14 protein-coding genes are annotated in these 23,759 nt (G+C 45.4%); 12 read left to right on the top strand and 2 right to left on the bottom strand.

The genetic code is table 11. The annotated features are described in order from the left end of the window. The first annotated feature begins 24 nt into the window (after positions 1–24). Complete coding sequence (locus tag L6I86_RS07665) at positions 25–567, top strand: DUF1003 domain-containing protein (RefSeq protein ID WP_236285973.1); 543 nt, start codon at positions 25–27, stop codon at positions 565–567. A gap of 129 nt (positions 568–696) precedes the next feature. Here the strand turns inward: L6I86_RS07665 and L6I86_RS35640 are convergent, their stop codons facing one another. Together L6I86_RS35640 and L6I86_RS07660 are read right to left on the bottom strand one after the other, a co-directional pair. Continuing rightward, entirely contained in the window at positions 697–828 is a 132-nt protein-coding gene (locus L6I86_RS35640; RefSeq protein ID WP_268796257.1) for a hypothetical protein, read from the bottom strand. 44 nt (positions 829–872) lie between these two features. Next, on the bottom strand, positions 873–1,754 hold the full coding sequence (locus tag L6I86_RS07660; RefSeq protein WP_236285972.1) for an AraC family transcriptional regulator: 882 nt from the start codon (positions 1,752–1,754) through the stop codon (positions 873–875). Positions 1,755–1,872: 118 nt separating this feature from the next. Here L6I86_RS07660 and L6I86_RS07655 point away from each other — a divergent pair, with 118 nt between their 5' ends. From L6I86_RS07655 to L6I86_RS07605, 11 genes are all read left to right on the top strand, one after another. After that, on the top strand, positions 1,873–3,738 hold the full coding sequence (locus tag L6I86_RS07655; RefSeq protein WP_236285971.1) for an ADP-ribosylglycohydrolase family protein: 1,866 nt from the start codon (positions 1,873–1,875) through the stop codon (positions 3,736–3,738). A gap of 278 nt (positions 3,739–4,016) precedes the next feature. Further along, positions 4,017–8,489 carry an S-layer homology domain-containing protein gene (locus L6I86_RS07650; RefSeq protein WP_236285970.1) on the top strand — a complete coding sequence of 1,491 codons (4,473 nt, stop codon included), beginning with the start codon at positions 4,017–4,019 and terminating at the stop codon, positions 8,487–8,489. Between the two features lie 198 nt (positions 8,490–8,687). Beyond that, positions 8,688–9,698 (top strand): zinc-dependent alcohol dehydrogenase, encoded by a 1,011-nt coding sequence (locus tag L6I86_RS07645; RefSeq protein WP_236285969.1) that lies wholly within the window; start codon positions 8,688–8,690, stop codon positions 9,696–9,698. Then, positions 9,695–10,828 (top strand): Gfo/Idh/MocA family protein, encoded by a 1,134-nt coding sequence (locus L6I86_RS07640; protein ID WP_236285968.1) that lies wholly within the window; start codon positions 9,695–9,697, stop codon positions 10,826–10,828. The genes L6I86_RS07645 and L6I86_RS07640 overlap by 4 nt, the downstream gene beginning before the upstream one ends. 34 nt (positions 10,829–10,862) lie before the next feature. After that, complete coding sequence (locus L6I86_RS07635) at positions 10,863–11,741, top strand: AraC family transcriptional regulator (protein ID WP_236285967.1); 879 nt, start codon at positions 10,863–10,865, stop codon at positions 11,739–11,741. 149 nt (positions 11,742–11,890) lie between these two features. Then, complete coding sequence (locus L6I86_RS07630; RefSeq protein ID WP_236285966.1) at positions 11,891–16,909, top strand: golvesin C-terminal-like domain-containing protein; 5,019 nt, start codon at positions 11,891–11,893, stop codon at positions 16,907–16,909. Between the two features lie 78 nt (positions 16,910–16,987). After that, entirely contained in the window at positions 16,988–18,799 is a 1,812-nt protein-coding gene (locus L6I86_RS07625) for an S-layer homology domain-containing protein (protein ID WP_236285965.1), read from the top strand. A gap of 119 nt (positions 18,800–18,918) precedes the next feature. Further along, entirely contained in the window at positions 18,919–20,013 is a 1,095-nt protein-coding gene (locus L6I86_RS07620; protein WP_236285964.1) for a response regulator transcription factor, read from the top strand. Further along, complete coding sequence (locus L6I86_RS07615) at positions 20,010–21,788, top strand: sensor histidine kinase (protein WP_236285963.1); 1,779 nt, start codon at positions 20,010–20,012, stop codon at positions 21,786–21,788. Before L6I86_RS07620 ends, L6I86_RS07615 begins: the two co-directional genes overlap by 4 nt. A 99-nt stretch (positions 21,789–21,887) precedes the next feature. Continuing rightward, positions 21,888–22,856 (top strand): ABC transporter permease, encoded by a 969-nt coding sequence (locus tag L6I86_RS07610; RefSeq protein ID WP_236285962.1) that lies wholly within the window; start codon positions 21,888–21,890, stop codon positions 22,854–22,856. 27 nt (positions 22,857–22,883) lie between these two features. Continuing rightward, positions 22,884–23,759 carry a carbohydrate ABC transporter permease gene (locus L6I86_RS07605; RefSeq protein WP_236285961.1) on the top strand — a complete coding sequence of 292 codons (876 nt, stop codon included), beginning with the start codon at positions 22,884–22,886 and terminating at the stop codon, positions 23,757–23,759.

Below are 23,759 nucleotides of genomic sequence, written 5' to 3'. Positions count from 1 at the left end.
GCTTAGGGAAGAAGGGACACGAAAATGGAAAAAGAGATAGGAAATGAGAAGGAAGGGGCTCAAGCCGCAGGTGATTTCACATCGGAGCAGTTGTTTCATGAATTAGATAATGATCCGAACTTTAAACTGGACAATGACCAATTAGAACGCATAGCTTCCATTGTAAATGCGTATAAAGGGAACATTAAGTCCCATTTAATAGAGCAGCAGGAGAAGAAGACTTCTTGGGCTGATCGGCTTGCTGATGACATTGCAACGTTCGGTGGAAGTTGGGCGTTTATCTTGCTATTCAGCTTGTTCTTAGTCATTTGGATGTCGATTAATCTCATGAGCTTCGCCTTCGATAAACCCCCGTTCATCCTGCTTAATCTTATCCTTTCTTGTATTTCAGCCTTTCAAGCTCCCGTCATTCTCATGAGTCAGAATCGACAAGCTTCCAAAGATAAGCAGGAGGCGATCCTTGACTTCGCTATTAATTATCATGCGGAGCAGGAAAATATGGAGATCAAGGTCTTGCTGGAAAGGTTGGATCAAAGGCTTAAAAGAATCGAGCAACAGGGGCGGTAAGTAGTGTCTTGTTACATATATACATAAGTAGAGAACGGTTGGAATCGCAGATCTTATTTTCCTATTTGTATGTTTGAGCCAAAAAACTCATTTGCTACCTATAGCAGATGAGTTTTTTGGTTCTACTATTTATCTAACTACATGACGCGTTCCACGGTTAAAAGGTTCATGATGCTCCAAGTCGTCTTCATCATCGTCAATATCCAAACCAGTTGCAATGATCGTGTCATTCACGATGGTTTCAAGCTCACCATCTTCCATTGAAATCCCTCCATTTTTCTCATGGTTTTCAGAAGTACCACTTTCTATTCTTTATTCCGATAATGCAGAGGTGCAACACCTTCGATCTTTTTGAACATACGGCTGAAGTAAAAAGGATCTGGATATCCCAATTCATTGGCAATTTCCTGAACACTTTTATCTGTAGTGCGCAGCAGATGTTTGGCGCGTTGGGTTTTGAGTTGGTGGATATAATTGTGGATGTTCGTTCCGGCATATTTTTTGAATACCTGACAGAGATATTCATATTTACGATCCATCAATCGTTCTAATGTCTCTTTGGAAATGTCCGAATCGTAAAAATTATTCAAGTAATTGACTAGATTGCGAAAAGTAAGGTAGGAAGCGGAGAAAGCGGTGTCCAATTGGCTTTGCTTCAAAAAATCATTGGCCATAAGACGAAGGATTTCACCAACCAATAAGGTAGCATGATAACGAAAATAACCCGTCGGCTGTTTCATTGTTTCCACGAGTTCTTCAAACAAGCCAAGCAACTTATAACGTTGCAAGGAACGAAATTGTCGCGGGATTACAAGCAAATCCTCATGCAGGTTTTCCGTGGTTCTAAGCTCGGTCCGTTCGGCATGGACAATATTAAGCTCTGCAGCCCGATCTAGCACGTATTCATTTAGGGGGGGATTGCAGGAAAATTGCACCCAGAAAAATTGCCCTTGTCGTTCTTGGGGATTCCAACCGGTATGCGTTTCCCAAGGCTTCAATAGAAGCGACTCCCCGGCGTGTAAGGTCATGCGTTCATCTGCAGTCTGCAAATGCACCGTTCCGTCGGCAATGACGATAAGCTCATAATAGGGATTATGATGCTGACCGAAGAAATGGGGGTTATTGGCATCAAAAAGATCGGCCCATTTGACATCCAATGTGGATAATCGAGAAAGAGAGTAGTGCATGGCATGACATCTCCTGATGTTTTTTCTTTTTAGAACAAAACTATGTACATGGCACTATAATGGAACCGCTTTTATACTGAATTCAATGTCCATTATATCAAACAACGGAGGTTTCCACATGCCTATTAGTATTTTAAATGAACAAGATTACTATCGTATCGTATTTGGGGGATGGCTAGGGAAAAATATCGGAGGAACGCTTGGAGCACCGGTAGAAGGCAAGAAGGAGCTGCTTGAATTGAGCTTTTATCCAGAGCTGCCGGACGGGCCACTAGAGAATGACGATTTGGACCTGCAATTGGTGTGGTTGCACGCTTTGGAGCAGTATGGTCCGGGATTGACCGCAACTGAGCTTGGACAGGAATGGTTAGAGCATGTCTTTTTCCCGTTTGATGAATATGGCTATGCGCTGACGAATTTAAGACGAGGTTTACTTCCACCGGTTGCGGGTTGGTTCAACAATCCATTCAATGACTGTATGGGCTCACCAATTCGTTCCGAAATATGGGCAATGGCAGCTCCAGGTGCCCCGGAAATTGCCGCTCACTATGCGTATCAGGATGCGATTGTAGATCATGCTGGCGGCGAAGGGGTCTATGGTGAAATGTTTTTCGCTGCGTTGGAAAGCGCCATATTCTTTGAGAAAGACAGGGATCGGTTGATCGAGATTGGAATGAAGTATATCCCTGAGGATAGTCGTACCTCCAAGGCATTGAAAGATCTGCTTCGGTGGCATCAGGAAGGGAAAAGCTGGATTGAAACGCGCTTACTCATTCTGGAGCACCATGGCAGCGATAATTTTACCGATGCTCCTCAAAATATTGCCTTTACCATCCTTGGATGGTTGTATGGGGAAGATTTTGAAGACGCGATCTTGAAAGCCGTCAATTGTGGTTACGATACAGATTGTACAGCAGCAACGCTGGGTGCAATATTGGGCATGCTGGTAGGACCGGAAGGCTTGCCTGCTAAATGGGTAAAGCCAGTAGGCGACCGCATTGTCGTCAGTCCCCCAATCAAGGGATTCCCAGCGCCTAAGAATTTGGACGAATTAACTCGTCGTACAATCCGTATGGGCAAACAGATTCTCGCAGCTTGGGATACTGGGATCTTGGTACATCCTGAGTTTCCTACTTCTTGGGAACAATCGCAGGCAGTGGGAGATGCGGATGAAGCCATAAGGGAACTTTGGGAGAGAAAAGTAACATCGAATCATTACTTGCTGCCTCTGGGTACGAAAAGATGCCCGGACGAAGAATTAATCATCGATTTCGGACCAGATGGTCCAGCTATTGGTACAGGACATAGCAAGGTACTGCAGTTCACGCTGACAAATCGCTCATTGACCCGGATCGATGGAGATATAGCATTAGAGCTACCTTCAGGTTGGCATGGACCAACAACGGTTAAGATTAGTTTGCAACCAGATGAATCCTTCAAGTGGGATACGGAAATACAAGCTGGACCGAATGCAGCTGTAAGTCATGAGTTAACGTTTAGTTGGACTCGAATCCATGACCTTGCGATTTGGTCGATTCAAAAAGTACCATTTGCCATGGTCAATTCCTCCAGATGGATCGTCTGGGGTCCCGAAGATAGCGAAGGAGAAGTGATCTATTTCCCAGGGAATAGCGTACAGTGGGAGAAAGTCGAATTAGAAGGCGTATATAAGGCGGAAACAAGGCTTACCAATCCGATTGAGCGCAAGCTGAGACTTATTGCAGCAGCGAATAGTCCTGTAACGCTGAAGTTGAATGGTCAGACGGTGATTTCATGCAAAGAAACGCTGGAGTTCATGCCAGCGTATCACCGTGCCCCTGACCAACAGTATGTGGAGTTAACTCTAGCAGCTGGAAGTCATCTTGTGGAAGTGGAGGCCATGGGCAATGGCTCACCGCTTGAGGTGTATATCTTGCCGGTGGCCCTTCTCGATACGACCTCACCGGGTCCTTACTATTATTATACGGATATATTATTGGGATAAACGATGTGAATTTGCCCAAGTCGCAGTGACCAAATAGATTGCCAATCACCTAGCCAGGAAGGCCGGGATGAGTGGCAATCTTTTTTGTTTCCAAACTCACTGCTTTTTTAACTGAACTGCTGAATTGCGTTGAAGCTGAGCGCTATTATCAATAAATATCTGCCCTTGAAATAGAGATTACCGCATTATAACCAAAGAACCCAGTTGCTATAATGAAAAAATGGTAACGCTAACATCCTTGAAAAAGTCAGCGAAGCTATACAGGGGGGAATAAACAGATGATAACAATGAATCGATTTTTCAGTATGATCATGGCGGTTATTTTTACGGCAGGGTTTCTTTTTAACCCTCTAACAACTAGCGTGGAGGCAGCAGTGACTCCAGACATTAATGCAGCAGCGTCGAAAGCAGTCATATATCCTTATAATCAACCAGCGAAGTATGCGGCTTCCGTTAACTACACGCTGAAGGCGAACGGAGTGGATATTCCCGTAGTCAAAGCTTTTGACGATTATGATTATGCGAACTTTTCCATGTCCAATGGACCGGTTACCTTCGAGGTTACGATACTAAATACGGACAAAGTTCACGATTACGCAATTAGCCCCAAGAAACTGGGAATTCAACCAGACAGCGTTGTGGGTCGAACCTTGACGTTCACCACGCAGAAAGATGAATATTTGATTGTTACGATGAACAGCAGGAAGACGCGCCTCGTCATTGCGGCTGATCCGGCAGAAACCGATGTGCCTGCATCTACAGGGACAGGTATTTTCAACGTAGGACAAGCCCCTTATCTTGTTAACTCAACCGGGGAGCAAACGGGCGTGACAGCTAGGACAGCAGCTATTCAGCAAGCCATTGACGATGCTAGCAGCTACGGTACACTTGCAGGGAATGGCGTTCAAGGAATCGTGTACATTCCTGCGGGACAGTACTATATTGGCAATCTCGTGCTGAAAAGCAATACCGCGCTGTATATGCAGCCTGGGGCTGCTTTTATAGGAACGGGAAAGACAGCCGATTACAAGGAACATTGGTACAAAGATTCTATGGGCAGGCCGGCAACTTGGTGGATTTCCACCGCATTTGATTCGACGAACATCAAGATGTATGGACGTGGAACGATAGATGGGAATGGCGCTGCGCTATATGCCGATAAATCAACCAATGCCAAAGGCATGATTAACAATCTGGTTGTGCCTATTGCGACATCCAATTTCACTATGGATGGGATTATCATCCGAGAATCCGCGTCTTGGGCGGTTACGCCAGTTCGGTCACATGACCTAAGTTTTACGAATGTGAAGTTCTTTAACAGCTTAGGCATGGGGGAAAATGACGGCATCGATGTGTGCGAGTCGCAGAATGTCATAGTGAGAAATGCGATCGGGATTGCCCTGGATGATCCCTTTTCAACGAAAGCTTGGAAAGAAACGACGGATATTGCTTCGGGCAAAGTACCTTGGCCGGGCAGTCCACAGCCTGTAAGTAATGTGCTCTTTGAGGATGCCATCACTTGGACATTGTGCTACGGTTTCAAAATTGGCCAAGGGGTCATGCAGGATCAGAATAATATTGTCTTTCGAGATGGCGTCGTGTATAAGGCGGCTGTCGGGTTTGCCATTCATCACAAATATGGCACTGGTGCTGTGAACAATGTTACCTTCGAGAATATGGATGTCGAGGATATCAGCGGCTTCAACGAAGATAACAGTGCTTGGATGACGCTTTTTACGGTAAATGGCAGCAATTCGGGTGTAGGTCCGATTTCAGGAATTACGGTTAAAAATATTACTGTGCGCGATGCTGGCGAGGGTGTTGCCAAAATAAAAGGGTTGCCCGACGCGCCTATAAGCGGAATCACGTTTGAAAATGTCTATATGCCGGGAAAAGTTCAGCCTGCTACAAGTCTATATGAGATGAATTTCGCAAATAAGGATAATTATAGCGATATCACCATTAAACCTGTGCAGAATCCGGAGCCTCGGCCGCAGACGAATTTAGCCCTGAATCAGCCAGCGGTGGCTTCCTCTAATGACACTACGGTCGATACGGCGCCTTGGGCTTTTGACGGAGATATGTCGACCCGGTTCGGTTCCAAAAGAGCCGTCGATCCTGGCTGGATTTATGTTGATTTGGGAACTATTAAAACCATTAATGAAGTCCGGCTTTACTGGGAGGCTGCCTATGCAAAAAGCTATCAAATTCAGGTATCGAATGATCTGCAAACCTGGAATAACGTGTATAGCACGACAGCTGGCAAGGGTTTAATGGAGAAAATTACATTTAATCAGACCGATGCTCGATACGTAAGGATGTATGGTACAGTAAGGGCTACGCAGTATGGCTATTCCTTGTGGGAGTTTGAGGTCTATGGTCCCGAAGTTTTTCCTGAAACGATCTCTTTGAACAAAACGGCATTTACCTTGCTTCCAGGCGAAACGGAGTCCTTGACGGCAACGGTGCTGCCAGCAAATACAACGAACGATAAAGTATTATGGTCGTCGAGCAACAAAAATGTAGCTGCGGTAGATAAAAATGGACTAGTTACTGCGATTGGTTTAGGCACAGCTTTCATAGAAGCCAAAACCTCGAATGGTGAATTCAAAAAAGTGGCAACGGTTACGGTAGCTGAACTGAACAAGCCTCAATTGCTATCTGTCATAAGCGGTGATGGTTACGCGAATCTGAGCTGGAGTAACGTAGACAGGGCCACGAATTACCGCATCTATGCTAGCGCGACAGCGGGTTCATATGGTTCCCCGCTAGCAACGGTTAGCAATGAAGTTTACAATTACAAGGCTGAAGGGCTGAATAACGGCGATACCTATTACTTCGTCATTAAGGCAGTTCGTGGTGAAAGAGAGAGCGAGGTTTCCAACGAACTGTTAGCAACACCGCAAATAGCAATGCCAGGAGTTCCTCAAGTAACGTCCGCGTTGCCGGGCGATGCCCAAGTGCGTCTCACTTGGGAAGCCATGGATTCAGCCACGAATTATCATATTTATGTCAGTGATCAGTCAGGCTTATACGGAGATGAACTTGCAACCGTTAGCGGCTCTGTTTATACGTATGATGTTGTGAATTTAACGAATGGAACGCCTTACTACTTTGTTCTAAAGGCCAGCAATCTAGGAGGATTAAGTGGAGCATCGCAAGAAGTTAGTGCAACACCACAAATATCGCCGCCTGGAGCACCAACCTTTAAACCCCCAGTTGCTAGCAATAGGCAAGTAAGTCTCAGCTGGGACCCGATGGATCATGTGACGAATTATCAGATCTTTGTCAGCACGAATTCAGGTGAATATGGAAGTGAACTTGCAACCGTAAGTGGCTCCGTTTATACGTATGATGTCGTGAACTTGATCAATGATACGAAGTACTATTTTACCGTTAAAGCTGTAAATCCGGGTGGAGTCAGCGAAGCATCAAATGAAGTAAGTGCAGTTCCATATACGGAAGAACATTCCAATAGTGGCGATGACAATCAATCTAGTACACCATCGGAACAAGCTCCTGTTACCTCACAAACAGGTGAGTTGGGCTCCACAGTCAAAGATGAACTAGGAGGTAAATCCACAACCACCTATACCGTGGATGCTCAAAAGCTGGAGCAACTTTTATCCACAGGTGGAGAGGGTAGTCATATTATTTTGTCGACTTCGGGTACCACGGATGCGTTCATAGGTAAACTGACCGGACAAATGATTAAAAGCATGGAGCAAAAGAATGCAGTGCTTGAATTACAAACCGATGCAGCTAGGTATACTTTACCAGCAAAGCAGATTCAAGTTGAAAGTTTACAGAGTCAGTTTGGCGAAAATGTGGAGTTTCAAGATATTACAATCCAAATTGAAATTGTGAAACCAAATGAGGATATGGTGCAGCTTGTAAAGAATACTCTTTCCACTAATGAGCTGGAACTGAAATCTTCGCCAGTTGATTTCAAAGTGACTGCTAGCTATAAGGGCCAAACTATAGAGATTTCTCGGTTCAGCAATTATGTAGAAAGAATGCTGCCTATCGAAGATCAAGCCGATGTGGGGCAAATCACGACAGCAGTCGTGATCGACGAAGACGGAACCTTACGGCAGGTACCTACCAAGATAGTAAAAGTAGATGGAAAATATTGGGCCCAAATAAATAGTTTGACGAATAGCGTCTACTTTCTGATCTCACACCGTATCGAGTTTGGAGACGTTCAAAATCACTGGGCGAAAAAAGAAGTGAATAATTTGGCAGCCAGAATGATTATTCAAGGGCAGGACGATACTCACTTTAACCCGGATCATGACATTACACGAGCGGAGTTCACCGCTATTATCGTTCGAGCGCTAGGATTGAAGCCACAAATCGGTAGCGGCCTATTCGTTGATGTGACCTCTGCGGAGTGGTATCATGATGCGATTCAAACTGCCTCTGCCTACCATCTTATTGAAGGGTATGAGGACGGCACTTTCCGGCCGACGAATACCATCGACAGGGAACAGGCGATGGTGATCATGGCTAATGCCATGAAATTAACAAGCATGAAGGAGAACTTGTCGGACGCAGCACTTCTTACCAAGTATCAGGATGCCGATCAGGTATCGGAATGGGCGCAAAGAAGCATAGCCATCTGTTTACAGGGAGGCATAGTAACTGGCCGAACGGACAGTACGCTAGCACCGAAAGGGCAATTGACACGAGCAGAAGTTGCTGTCATGTCGCAACGTCTGCTGCAGCAGGCTGGGTTGATCAATCCGTAAGTCAATCTTTTTCATACTTTGGATAATCGATGTTGTCAATCATATATTATTTCTGAAGAACGTCGCAAGAACAAGAACACGGAACCCAATTTAGGGTTTCGTGTTTTTTGATAAAAAATCATTTTTTACGTCAAAGACGCTCCAAGTAAAAACATTTATATTGAAAATGAGATCAATATAAAGGAGTGTATCAATGCGATGAACAACAAAAAAGTGATTTTTCTAAGTCCATGGCAGGTTGAAACGGTGGAAGAGAATTTCTCCGTGCAGATAGGGGTAGAGGAGGTACTGGTCAAGAAGCTGTATACCTTAATCAGTCCGGGAACTGAACTGGCCATGCTGTCGGGGAACGAAGCTTGGTTCCAGATGCCTGGCATTCCAGGTTATGCAGCCGTAAGTGAGATCGTGGAAGTGGGGGCAGGCGTGACGGGGTTTACATCCGGCGATATTGTTTTTCATTACGGAACTCACTCCAAGTATGAGGTTGTTTCGATAAGAGGGACTTTCCTTAAAGTTCCGGAGAACTTGGATTTGAAATGGGTACCATTTACTCGCATGGCAACCGTTGCAACGACGGCGATTCGTGTTTCGAACATTGAATTTGGTGATTATGTTAGCGTAACGGGGCTTGGACTCATCGGAAATATGGCCGCTCAACTGGCACAGGCACAGGGCGCTACGGTGATTGGTGTCGATTTATCTGTGGAGCGACTTCGAATAGCCAAGCAGTGTGGTGTTATCTATGGTTTGAATGGTGGACAAGACAGTGTGAAGGAACAAATCGCCGATATTACCCATGGAAAAGGAGTTTCTACGCATATTGAAGCTACGGGGGTCCCGCAAGTAGCGATCCAGAGCCTCCCCTATATCGCCAAATTAGGCGAAATCATTTTCTTAGGCAGTCCTCGCGGTGAATATAACACGGACGTGACGGATGTTCTGAACTACTGCCATCTCTATGGCAGGGGCTGTATTACGTTCAAGGGAGCGCATGAATGGCGTTATCCGATTGAGGCTAACGAGTTTGTCAAACATTCGTTGGTTAGAAACTCGAGCATCATATTCGAGATGATGAAGCAGAGACGGTTGCAGATTGAACCTTTAATCAGCCATGTGCTGAAGCCGGAAGAAGCTAAGAAAGCTTACGAGGGTCTTCGATTGCATAAGGATCAATACAGTGGTGTTTTATTTGACTGGAGCGAGTCATGAGTCTGAAAAGAAAAGTTCGCATTGGCATGATCGGCTACAAATTTATGGGCAAAGCTCATAGCCATGCGTACCGGGATCTTCCTTTCTATTTTGATACAGATATCGACCCTGTACTGCAAACGATCGTTGGTCGTGATGAAGCCAGTGTTAAACGTGCGGCTGATAAATTTGGATGGTTATCGTATGAAACCGATTGGCGTCGCCTCATAGAGAGGAATGATATTGATGTCATTGATATCGGTACTCCGAATCATTTGCATGCGGATATTGCCATAGCAGCTGCTCAAGCGGGGAAGCATATCATCTGCGAAAAGCCACTCGCCATGCAGAAAGAGCAAGCTTTCACCATGTGGAAGGCTGCTCAGAAAGCCAATGTGATCCATATGATCTCGCATAACTACCGGTTCGCACCGGCCATCCAATATGCCAAAAAGTTAATTAATGATGGGGTTATAGGGGAAATCTATCATGTGAGAGCGCAATACTTGCAAGATTGGCTCATGGATGCGGATTTTCCTCTTGTTTGGCGTCTTAAGAAAGACATATGCGGCTCAGGAACTTTAGGTGACCTTATGGCTCATTCTATTGATTTGGCTCGATTTTTGGTGGGAGAAATTAAAGAAGTTACTGGCATGATGGAAACGTTTATCCAGAAGAGGCCTGTAGAGGGCGAACCAACCATGGCAGACGTAGATGTAGACGATGCGGTTGCGGCTTTGGCCAAGTTTGAGAATGGCGCCTTTGGCGTATTCGAAGCTTCGCGTTTTGGCAAGGGAAACCGCAATGGGAATCGCCTCGAAATCAACGGTTCCAAAGGTTCTTTACGCTGGGATATGGAAAATATGAATACCCTTCAGTTATACTTGGACAATGATGTATTCGGCATGCAAGGCTTTAGAACGATTCATTGTACGGAAAGCGTACACCCATATGCTGGGGCCTATTGGCCTGCTGGCCATGGTATTGGCTATGAACATACGTTTATTAATCTGATGCATGCGTTTATGCAAGGCATTTCAACACATGTGAATCCGTCCCCAAGCTTCGAGGATGGCTATCGGAATCAAGTGGTGCTGGATGCGATCGCAAAGTCGGCGTCAAACGGAGCACGGCTTAAAATTAAATATTGAGACATTCATCAATCATTTCGCTGGAGGGAAGTACATGGAGACTTGGATGAACAGCTTATCGCCTTACGTCAGAGTGGTCAAAATTCATAAATCCTTCTCTCTGGCAGGTGAATGGATGGATTATGACCATGTGTTTACCTATATCGAGCAAGGGGAAGCTGAGTTTTTTTTGAACGGAGTCAAATATGAGGTGAAGGAGGGAGATATTCTCCTTATGCCTCCCTTTATGGCGCATATTATTCGCTCTACATCAGAGATACCTTTGATCCAATATATCGTTCATTTTGACTTGTATTATGACGAAGAACGAAGCTCATGGAAGGACCAAGTGATTACGGAAGAGCGTAAAGCCATTACAGATAAAGAGATGCAGTTTGCATCTACAAGCCCCATTTCCCGCTTGCAATTGCCGGACCAGATTGAGTTAAAGAAAAGATTCCTCATCATGCAGAAGGAGTTTCTGGATCGGAGATCAGGTTATTCGTTGATCCTTAAAGGGATTTGTTTAGAGTTATTAGTCCTTTTTATGAAGGGACAAGTGGGTCATAACAGTAGAGAGGGAAAGCTGACGAAGGGCTGGGTGTTTATTGAAAACACCATCACATTCATTAATGAAAGATATTGGGACCCTGAACTCGATAATCATACGATAAGTGAGCATGTTGGCATATCAACCAATCATTTATCGTTTTTATTTAAAGATCAGCTTGGCATTACGATTCATAAATATTTGACACATATTCGCATCGAGCAATCGAAAATAAGAATGATCGAAGGGACTCAAACTTTAACCGCTATTGCGGAGATGGTGGGCTTTTCAAGCATTTATTTATTCAGTCGATCTTTCAAGTCTACGGTAGGAGTTAAGCCCAGTCAGTTTATGGCGATGAATTCCGATATTGGCAAGCGTTGAAATAGTCCGTCCTTTTGTCATAGATATCTTACTTCTGTCCTGTTGTGGACGCATCCATCCATTTCTTAGAATAAGATCATACCCATAAGATCTGAGGTGACTGAAGTCTTATTACTGGTGTGATCATAATCATGGAGGTGTGTCTCGAGATGTTGAAGAAGATGACAAGGGTACGGGAAAGTCGTGTTGTTAAAAAGGTCATAGCGCTGATCATGATTGCGATGCTGCTTATCAGCATCGTCCCGATTGGAATGACAGCCGTTTATGCAGCTACAGGTGATGTGCTAGGCGCTGAGGAGATTGGTGTAATCCTAGATGATCAAGATCCGGGTGTCACATACACGGGGCTTGCAGCTCCGCCAAGCGTGGCGAACTTCATTCAAGGAGCAAGTGGAACGTATCAAAGCAGATTTACTTATGCGAATTTGAACAAGGCTACGCCTCAAAGTATGACGTTTGCACCTCAGTTTCCGCAGGATGGCATGTACGCCTTCTATGTAAGGAAGCCTGCAACGACTCGCTGGTATGCGGGCAACGTTCCGTATAAGATTACGAATGCCGCAGGTGAACATGTTATTAACAACCCGAGTTCAGGCAACGGGACAGATGCATGGGTGCCATACGGTGTATACCCTTTCCGAAGCGGGCAGACGTATCCCATTATAGCAGGCGGAACCGGATACCAATATTTCCCTCCAGTGGCACCTGCGGCTAATGGCACGATTCCGATCGCAATCGACGGCATCAAGTTTGTCAAGGTCGGAGAGCTGCCGGACCAAGCAGGATTGGATGCCAACCAAGTTGCGCGTGATGCCGACATGTCAGCTTCCATGAATCAATGGGCAATCGATCTGGAAAAAGAAAAGTACGAATCGACGAGTACGATTGCGGGAAGCACGACAGTTGGTGCGAACGTGTATGAACAAGTTCTTCGATTGAAGACGGGGAGTATAAGTAATCCGAATGTTCAAATTACCGCAATTGCTCCAGTGGACGGCACTTATTTAAAGGTAGTAGATGGAAATCTCCTGCTCAAAGCAAAGAATCTGACAAGCTCGGACGTAAATGAAAACGCTGTCATCAAACTGAGTATAGGGAACGCATCGGTAAATAAAAATCTCACGGTAACGGTTGCTCCGAGTCCGGTCATCAGCGGTGGCGACTCCGGAAATTTCACAGATACCCCTACTTGGTATCGCGATTATGCGCCGGGCATCATCAATCCGAATGAGGGGACGATTGAGCTTCGATTGCGTTTGGATAAGCCTTACGAGGAATTCGGCAACACTTGGGATTTCCTGTTTAAATTAATCCCGGAACAAAGTGGTCCCGGTAATACATTGATTCAGGCGCATATTCCACCGCCGACTAAGAAGCCTACCGGTACGAATGCCGTGTACGAACAACCGCTTACTTTCTTTGTAAGAAACGGCGAAGGTACCAATGGCGCTTATGCGTATGCGCAGCCGAATCAGCTCAGCTATCAAATCGGTCAGCCGTTCAATCTGGCATTTTCCTGGAAAATGGGGACGGGCGGTTATGCCGCCATTTATAAAGATGGTGTTGAAATTACACCTCCAACTCCTGTAACTGCAGCAGCAGTTTTGGAGAAGTTCATGCCCTACGAATTCATGGTAGAACGCAGCAGTCCTTTCAATATCAGTCAGGTTAAGATTTCGACCAAAGCGCTAAGTTCAGGCGAGTTGGAGCACACGGCACAGACTTTCAGCCGAGGAACGGATACAGCACTTCTTGCTGACATTACCTATGGTCAAGACATTCAATCCCAAAAGTTTATGACACCATGGCATAACTCATCTAAGTATAGTGTAGTAAAGCCTGCATTCCGCAATGAGAAACAGGTTTACTATTCAGGCGAAGATGCTGTCTATCCCATGATGACGGTGAATTATGGGGATAGCGCCAAGACCTTCGACGTAAGCATTAAAGCAACTGACCCATACGGGAAGGTGGAATTTACCGAGTCCTACCCTAATGTGCAAGTAGCTGCTGGAGGTACATATCACATCGAAAATCTGGCCCTTCCTATGTTGAAGAATAAGGTAGGCTTCTGGTATTTGGAAACGACGGTAAGTTCAAGCGGTTCCGCCCCCATTGTCTATAAGAGTGGGATATCGAAAGTACCCGCAGATGAATCGGGAGTGGCAGATGGTAAATATGCCAAATATTATGGACAGCACGCGAATTACGACTATGATATGTCCGCATGGACCAAAATTCATACGAGTGCCACGCGCGGTTGGGAAGGTGCATTACAGTTCTTATGGTATGCCGTTGAGCCTACGAAGGGCAATTTCGATTGGGTCAAAAGCGATGCTTACGTCGAGAGAGCACAAGAGGCAGGAATGGATGTGCTCGCCGTCCTTGGTTACCCGTCCGATTGGGCATCTACCAGACCTTCCGAACAGGATATTCAAGCAGGCTTAAACGACCTTATGTATCGAGCGGAGCGTTGGGTGCCTAAGGATATCAAGTATACGAATGGAGTTCCTGGAACTGGCGAGGATTGGAGCAACTATGTGTACCAGACAATGAAGCGCTATGCTGGCAAAGTGAAATATTGGGAGATCGTCAACGAGGTGAATTTCCACCCAACTTCGAATCCCAAGACCATTGCAGCTGGCTTCTCCGGTACGAACGAAGAGTATATCTTGATGCAAAAAATTGCCTATGAACAAGCACAGCGAGTGAAATCCGAGTATAAGTTGGCAACAGGTCAAGACCTTGAGCTCTTCGTAACAACTAGCGGATTTGCAACGCCTGACCCGGCTGCGGATCGTCAGTTGGCTGTTGATATGCTCAAAGGAGATAACGTTAACTATTACGATATTTACAATGTGCATGGATATAGTGGAACGGAGAAAATAGCGGATATACTTACTGCGTATGCTCAAGCCAAAACGACTCACCCGAATCTGCAATTGTGGCAGTCGGAAGTGTACCCACTTAATAGTACCTATACACCATGGCGCATTTATGACACGGTGTGGAATTACATGGATTTCTTGCGTGCAGGTACAGCTAAATATATCAACATGGGCACACCGGCCGAGGATACATTCGTCACACGACATTCTCAGTCGCCTACAGAAATGTATCAGACGTTAGCGACGTTGCAGCATCATATTCGTAAGGCTGACGAGTATTTAGGTTCTTATACTGGCTTTGAAGGGGCTAATTTCCTCAAAGTTAATCACTATCTGAAACGTACGGATGGTAAATATTTAAGTGTACTATCAGCGGATGACCTCTTACTATATGTGACTGTCGCCAACGCTGAGCAAGTCGTTAGTGCGCAGGATGCCTATGGCAATGCGGTTCCGGTTACGGATTTCGATGGAACGAAACGGTTGATGAAAAAGAATAGCTTGTTTATTGTCAGTCAAGCTCCATTACAAATCACGAAAGTCACGGGAGATGTGCCACTTGCGACAGTGAAGAATGGGGACTTCGAACGCTTAAGCGGAGACACAGCTGGCGGCTCGTCCGCTGTGCTGCTACCGGATTGGACGATGGGCTGGAACAGAGGTGTATATGGAACTAATGCTTATGTGACGAAGACTTCTCAATTTGCAGGACAAAGCGCGGCAGAATTTAATTCGGCAGGTGCTCCGAATAATAGAACGTTCATTTACCAGCAAGTAGATATCATACAACCTGGTACGTACGTGCTTTCCGCCCAAATTAAAAAGCTGGAGGGCAGCGATGTACAACCAGAGTTGAACATTTGGGACGGGGCAAGCGACCATCAACTTGCACCTGTTACCTTAACGAATCAGTATGTTAACTACAGCCAAACGTATGAAGTCACTGCACCCAAAACGTTGGTTCTTAATGTAGGTATCCTTTCAGGTGTCGGCAAAGTTGTGTTTGATAACATTAGCTTCGAGCTGGTGCCAGAGAACGTTACGATTACCATGGATAATTCAGATCCGACTGGCGTGACCCTCTTGGGCCAATGGGAAAACAGAACGAATGCAGATGCAAATAAAGGTAATTTTGCTTTAAATACAACGAAAAATGGCGCATCTAGCGTGAGCTACAAGCCAGTCATTCCAACTGACGGCATGTATGATGTCTATGTATGGCAGCATATAACGACTGGAACGCAGAATGCTCCTTTTACCATCCATCATGCGAACGGTTCTGAAACAGTCTTCGTGAATCAATCGCAAAATGGGAAGAGTTGGTATAAAATTGGCAGCTACCCTTTTCATAAAGGGGAATCAGGCAGCGTTGTTGTTACCAATTCTTATACACAAGGCAATTTTATTCTAGCCGATGGCGTTCGCTTTACGCGGACAGGTCCAATACCGATTCCTAATCAGGACTTGAACAATAAATTGACAGGACCTGCCTCCGTAGATGGAGGACAAAACTTCAATGTCACGTACAGTCTGGATAGTGTGACGGACAGCGTATATGCGCTGGATGCGACGGTAACTTATGATGCGAGCAAGCTGGATTTTATCTCAGCTACATCATTGAAGGATGGTTTCGATATTGTTTCAACGAAAACCTCAGTTGCGGGCCAAGTGCGCATTATTGCTTCAAGTTTAGGTGCAGCTAAAGCTATCACGGCGAACAGTGATGTGTTCGAGTTGAACTTTACATCCAAAGCGAATGGAACGAATGGAAGTGTAGATCTTCAAGCCGCTTCCATTGCCGTTGTCGGCGCAGGACTTGAAAGTACACTTGCTTCCTACAAGCTTACAGTAAACGTGCAATATGCAAACAAAACAAACTTAACCGCAGCCATTGTTGCCGCAGAGGCACTCATTAATGCTTCGGTGGAGGGAACGCTGATCGGACAATATCCGGCAGGTTCCAAAGCGACGCTTCAATCGGCGATTAACGCAGCCAAGGCAGTAGAGACTGACACTGCCGTGACCCAGGCACAGATCGACGCGGCAACGAGCCTACTTGTAGGAGCTGTAGATGCCTTTAAACTGACTGTGAATAAGCAGAAGCCTGAGGACTTGAATGGTGACAATCGGATTAGCGTCAGCGACCTCTATCCCATTTTGATCCATTATGGTAAAACTTCGGCAAGCGCTGATTGGTCGACTGCTCGCCAATACGATGTTAATCAGGACCTTAAGATCGATTATCTTGATATGGCCGCAGTTGCTATGAAAATCGAATAGAACTATCCAACTTCGGGAGATTGGTACTATCACACCAAATCTCCCGAATCTTTTATTTTGTGCAAAGGAGCATTGACAATGTTATTAATACATAAACCGAAGCTTAAGCAAAGCGCGCTTCTCCTATTTATTTGTTTGCTGCTATGTATGCTTCTACCTCCATTCCCGGCTCATGCTAATTCATTGCCTTTCTCTTCCGGCATCACCCTATCAGCAAGTACAAGTACACCTGAAGTAGGGGGCAGCTTCACGGTAACAGCGACAGCGAACGTTTCGGAATTATTCGCATTCGAGACGAAATTTACCTATGACCCGCAGAGTGTAAAACTAATCCGTGCTGATGCAGCTGCAAATGGAAATCTGATTAAACCTGTTGGTGAAGAGGGGGAGATCATACTTGCATGGTCAAAGGAAGGCAATGAACAGCCGACAAACGGTACCATGAGAATGGCCGAACTGACTTTCACCGTGCTGAAAGAAGGGGAGACGGAGGTCAGCTGGCAATCACTAAGGATTGCGAACCGCAGTTTGCAAGAAGTTGCCGTAACGCCGGATATTTCACTTCGGGTTCATGCTCGATCTGAATCTGGTCTAGGTGACGCAGGAGGTGTAAGCGCGCCGAAAACGGACGGGATTGGGAAAGGACCCGCCACTGTAGCCCCAGAAGTCGCTATTTTCACGAACCCTGCTCAAACCATGCAATTGTCTGAAAAAGCGGTTACGGTCACATCCGAATCAGGAAATCGTGTACATGCCGTCTTGAATATGACGCAAGTTCTGCAAGAAATTCAGGGATCCTCTAAGGAGAATTCCACGTTCGTCATCATGATTCCAACGCAGGAGTCTTCCGCCGTTTCGGTGGATGTCCCCTCCGAAGTTCTGCAAGCAATCCAATCTGTAAGCGGTAGAAGTGGCTCTCTAGTCATTTCAAGCTCTGTCGGCATGTATAAACTGCCAATTGATCAACTCAAACTTGATGCGAGTTCGACGGTTACGATAACGATAGCCCCCGTGTCAGAAGAACAAGCGCAGGCACTGAGGACGATTGTTGCTGATGAGGGCTTTACGCTAGCTGGTGTACCCGTCGACTTTTACATTTCGATCCTAGATGCCTCCGGTCAAGTAACGGAGATGCATGACTATGAAAGCGCATTTGCTGCTCGTACGTTACCAGCAGAGAATATAGATCCAGCCGAATCCGCTGCGGTTCTTTTTCGGACGGACGGCACATTGGCCCCGGTTCCAACCTTGTTCGTCAAGCAACCGGATGGCTCCTATATGGCACTTATCCACCGGATGGGCAATAGCACCTATGGGCTTATTATGGGGAGCCGAACATTTGCAGACTTGAGCGGTCACTGGTCTAAAGGGGATATTGAAAGATTGGCTGGCCGCTTGCTCGTAAATGGGGATACGGATGGAAGATTCCGTCCGGATGATGCGATAACCAGAGTCGAATTTGCCAAGTTGTTAGCGGATGCGCTTGCTTTGCCGGAGAAAGATGCCCGTATGACATTTCGTGATGTAGACCCGTCCACTTGGTATTTCCCTGCTCTCCGTACGGCGACAGCCTTCGCTCTAATGGAAGGCTACGACGGAGGAGAATTCCGTCCAGAGTCATCCGTCTCGCGGGAGGAAATCGCCGTCATGCTGGATCGTGCACTGCATTTGACCGGATATAAATACGATTCTCCTGTCCCAAACATTCACTTGTTAGATAGGGACCAACTTAATGACTGGTCTAAGGATGCTATTCAAACGATGTTAGGACTGGGCATCATTACTGGGGATCAGGAAAACAGGATCCAACCTTTACTTTCAGCGACACGTGCGGAAGCAGTTGTAATGCTGAAACGTTTGATGATTAAGCTTTCGTTCATGAATGAGTAAACGGAATTTTCACCAGGAGTCTCTTAACAAGATCTTACCCTACATTGTGATTGAGCAAATCCATCAGAGTAAGATACAATTAAGAGAACGCTCTCAAATTGCCAAGGAGGTCCCTGCCCATGTATACAATGATGCTTGTCGACGACGATTATATTTCGAGGGAAGGCCTGCGAGATCTCATCGACTGGGATAGTCTGGGTATCGAGATTACAGGTGAAGCGGAAGACGGGGCGGAAGCTCTGCTCGTTGCCCGCGACCTGCGGCCAAATATCGTGATAACGGATGTCGTGATGCCAGTAATGGATGGCATTCAATTTGTTGACAAGTTGAAACATGAGCAGCCTGCTATAATGGTGATCATGATCAGCGCTCATCAAGACATTCAATATGTGAAGGCTTCGATTAAATTGGATGCGATCGATTACATATTAAAGCCCTTCAATCGGGAGGAATTAAAGCAGGTTGTAGCCAAAGTTGTCGCTAAGCTGGATAAGGAAAGAGCCGAGAAGCAATTGAAGGACGACGTTAGCCAGTATTATTCAGGCAGTATCTCATCTACGGGGTTGCCGGTAATTGTGGATTTCATAGAGAAGATCGTAGGATTGTGCAGCACAGGGCAAACAGAAGCACTAACGGCTGAGGTCCAGCACCTCTTTATTACGATCAGGCAATTGAAAATGGAAAGCATGCTGTTCCTAACGACCATATGCAGTGAGCTTCTTATTAAAGCGATACGAAAAGCAGCCGTGCATGTAGATTCTGCCATTGCGCAAGAGGTGAAAGAGTCCTTGCACCAATTCAGAACGATGCAGAGCCCTCAACAAATTGAGATGTTTGTGCTCGAGAAGCTGCTCTATTTGGAGATGGCTTCCAATGAGTTGCGAAACAGCAAATCCCGAAGAATTATTCGGGATGTTGAGGGTATTATTCATAAAATTTACTATCAGAATCTGACCATTGGGCAGCTGGCGGCAGAAGTATTCATGTCTCCTGGGCATCTACAGACGTTATTCAAAAAAGAAACAGGGCACACGATTAACGATTATATCACGCATGTACGATTAAAGAAGGCGCAGGAGCTGCTCAAGGACGCCTCAATTAAAATATATGAAGTAGCCAATCAAGTCGGCTATCAGGACACGCACTATTTCACCAAAATATTCAAAAAAGTGGTGGGCGTCAACCCTATGGAATATCGGGAGAAAATGCTATGAGAAAAGTGATAAACAAGCTCAGTGGCGTGTACTATAATATCAACTTGCGGACCAAGCTGGTTATCTCCTATTTAATTTTGATTATTATTCCGGTTATGGTATTGGTTTATTTCTCCTATATTACGATTCATAAGTCCGTGGTTGAACAGACAGGCAAGGCTTATTTGGAAACCTTGAAGCAGGCGGAGAAAAACATCGCCTTCGGCATCGAAACTGCCTATAACATTGCCGATCTGACACAAAGCAATTATGATATTCAACTCATTCTAAGAACGGTATCTGAACGAGCTCTGACTTCGGGGGAAGTGATTGATTTTTTCAATCTGCTCAACAAAAATGTGAGCAATTACGTGGGCAAGAGCAATGTGCTCAAGGTTAGCTATTTTATGAAAGGGAATCCAACCTTCGTCTCGGCTAGCCCTAACTTTTTTGGGATAGACCAGCTTCAACTTGAGGCTGGTCTACAGCCACTTTTGGAAGGCAAAATCAAAGAAAAGTGGTTCTATGCAAGCGACGTGGAACATCTAAGCATCGTTCAAGGGGATGAGGTTCTCTTTATTAAGGAAATCAAGGATATCAACCGATTTCAGCATGTTCTTGGCTATGTGATGGTCGAGCTGGATGCCAAATTTATCTGGTCTATTCTAAATGATATTCGGCTTCCAGATGGAGCGGAAACACTTGTTATGTCCCCTAACAAACGAATTGGAAGTACGCAATTACTGGCAGGGGGCAGCGGTGTAAGCGACCTCTTTTTGAAGTCTTTGCCAGAAGAGGAAGAGGGCATTGTCAGTTTCGGGCCTGAGGAGAGAACTAATTATGCTGTTTTCAGCAAGGCGAAAGGGCTGGATTGGCAGATTGCATTGCTAATGACGGAAACGCATCTGGGTATGAACAGTAGGTGGATTCAGAACTTCATGCTCGCCTTGGCGGGGGTAGTGTCAATTATAGCTATCATTACGGCTTTAATTATTTCGGGCAGTATCACCAAACGGTTAAAAAAGTTGGTGAAGCTCATTAAGCATGCAGAAAAAGGGAGCTTTGAAACAGAGGACAATATCCGAGGAAATGATGAATATGCAAGATTACAGCGTTCTTTTAACAAGATGAGCACGCGAATTAAAGCCCTTATTGAAGAGGTGTATCAGGCCCAAATTAGCAAACAAGATGCGGAAATGAAACTGCTGTATGCGCAAATCAATCCGCACTTTTTGTATAACACGTTGGATATTATTCAATGGAGCGCCCTACGAATAGATGCGAAAGAAATCGCAGAATTAACCGAATCACTTGCTAAGTTTTTGAGGTTAAGTTTGAACGAGGGCAAGGAGCATATCTCCGTTGCTGAAGAGGTTATGGAGGTCAGCAAATATATGCAGATCATCAATTACCGCTATCGAGGAGCCATCCAGTTCATAACGAACGTCGAAGAGGGTCTAGAAGAGAAGATCATGATCAAAATGATTTTGCAGCCACTGGTTGAAAATGCCGTTATTCATGGCATCAGACCCAAAAAAGGGAAAGCTGGAACAATTGTTGTCCGTGCTTATCGGGAAGACGCATACATGTATTTGGAGGTCATCGATGATGGCGTCGGGATACCTACAGAGCGGCTTCAGCAACTGTTTGAAACGGAGACCAGAGGGTATGGCGTGAAGAACGTGCATCAGCGTATACAAGTTTATTATGGCATGGAATGTGGGTTACAGTTTTACAGCGAACCCGGTATGGGCTGTCGTGCCGTTGCGAAACTAAAGATTTCGGGGAGTCTATAATCCGTATTTTTGTCAGTGATATCTTACTTCTGTCCTGTTGTAGCTGATGGGTACATTTACGTAAAATAAAGCTATACAACAAGGAGTTGAGGTGATGAAATGGCAAAGATTACACCGTCCCATACGATTAAGTCTCTAGAAGCAGGTGTGATCCCCAAGACAAAAAATCGCCTGAAGGCAAGAATCGTACATAATCTGGATTTATATCTGATTATTTCGATCCCCTTACTGGTGCTTTTGATTTACAGTTATGTCCCGATGCTGGGGATCGTCATTGCATTTAAGAATTATCGGGTGTTCGACGGCATACTGGATAGCAAGTGGGTAGGGCTAGCTCATTTTCGAACATTGTTGACCGATCCTAAATTTTTTAGCGTGTTGAGCAATACGATGCTGATCAATCTGTTCAAATTTATTTTTCAGTTTCCTCTGCCCATTATCTTGGCACTGCTATTAAATGAAGTCAGGTCGGGTTTGGTTAAACGCATGACGCAAACGCTTACCTATCTGCCACATTTTCTATCGTGGGTCGTTATTGCAGGGATTTTTGTGGATATCCTGTCCCCAAGTACAGGCATTATCAATGGCATTCTGAAGGCATTCGACATATCGCCGATTTCATTTCTTGGTGATGATAGCTACTTCCGAAGTGTTCTCGTCGCATCAACGGCTTGGAAAGAAACCGGTTGGAGTGCCATTATTTACTTGGCTGCTTTAACGTCAATCGATCCCGATCTGTACGCTGCGTCCAGCGTTGACGGTGCAGGTAAGCTCAGACAAACGTGGCATATTACGCTCCCAGGCATATCCAGCACGATCGTATTCATTATTATTCTAAGGGTGTCTACCTTATTGGGCAGCGATACGGAACAGGTGCTACTGCTGTACAATCCTCTTGTATACAGTGTTGGGGATGTCATCGGGACCTATGTGTACCGCGAAGGGATTCAGAACGGTAGCTACAGTTATACAACCGCAGTCGGTTTGTTTGTATCTGCTATCGGATTTACCTTGATGGTTACGGCCAATAAGATTAGTCGCAAGTATTCGAACCGAGGGATATGGTAAATAAGCAGCAGAGAGGAGCAAATAGCTTTGTTCGACAAGAGGATGAAGACCGGGGAAAAGGTTTTTACGGTTGTTAATTACACATTGTTGATTACAGTAGGTCTCATTTGCGTCCTACCGTTCATCACACTGTTAGCGAAATCGGTTAGTGAGGAAGCTTATGTCGTTAGTGGTCAGGTTAGCTTATGGCCAATGGGCTTTCAGTTAAAAGCTTACCAAGTGTTGTTATCAGGCATTGATTTTCGCACTGCGTTTACGAACAGCTTGTTCGTCGCAGTTATCGGCACAGCCATTCAAGTGTTTTTTACAGCATGTGTGGGGTACGCCATTGCGAAAAGGGATTTGGTAGGCCGCAAAGCGATCAATATTCTTTATGTGTTCACGATGCTGTTTAACGGCGGAATGATCCCTACCTATATGGTTATTAAAAATACCGGATTAATTAACCATCTGTGGGTGCTTGTCATTCCGGGGATGGTGAGCGCTTTCAATCTCATTCTGGTACGTAATTACTTTGAGTCTCTGCCCTATAGCCTAGAGGAGTCTGCGAGAATCGATGGAGCTGGCAATCTAACCATTCTATTCCGCATCATGCTTCCGATCTCCAAGCCTTTGCTAGCGACAATCGCTATTTTCAGCGCGGTAGGGATATGGAACAACTACATGGACCCTTTAATGTATTTAACGAAAAAAGAAGTTCAGGTTCTACCGTTGTTTTTGCAAAATGTAGTGGCCGCAGCCAATAAGAACGGTTTGGAAAATCCCGACCAATTGGCTAATATCGCATCCGAGACATTCAGAGCGGCAGCCATCTTCGTTTCTTCAATTCCGATACTGCTCGTCTATCCATTTCTGCAAAAGTATTTTGTCACAGGCTTAACGCTAGGCGCTGTTAAGCAATAG

The organism is Paenibacillus allorhizoplanae, from assembly GCF_927798215.1.
Lineage (GTDB): Bacteria > Bacillota > Bacilli > Paenibacillales > NBRC-103111 > Paenibacillus_E > Paenibacillus_E allorhizoplanae.
Note: the sequence above shows the minus strand (reverse complement) of the source record. Positions and strands in the feature narration are given on the sequence as shown.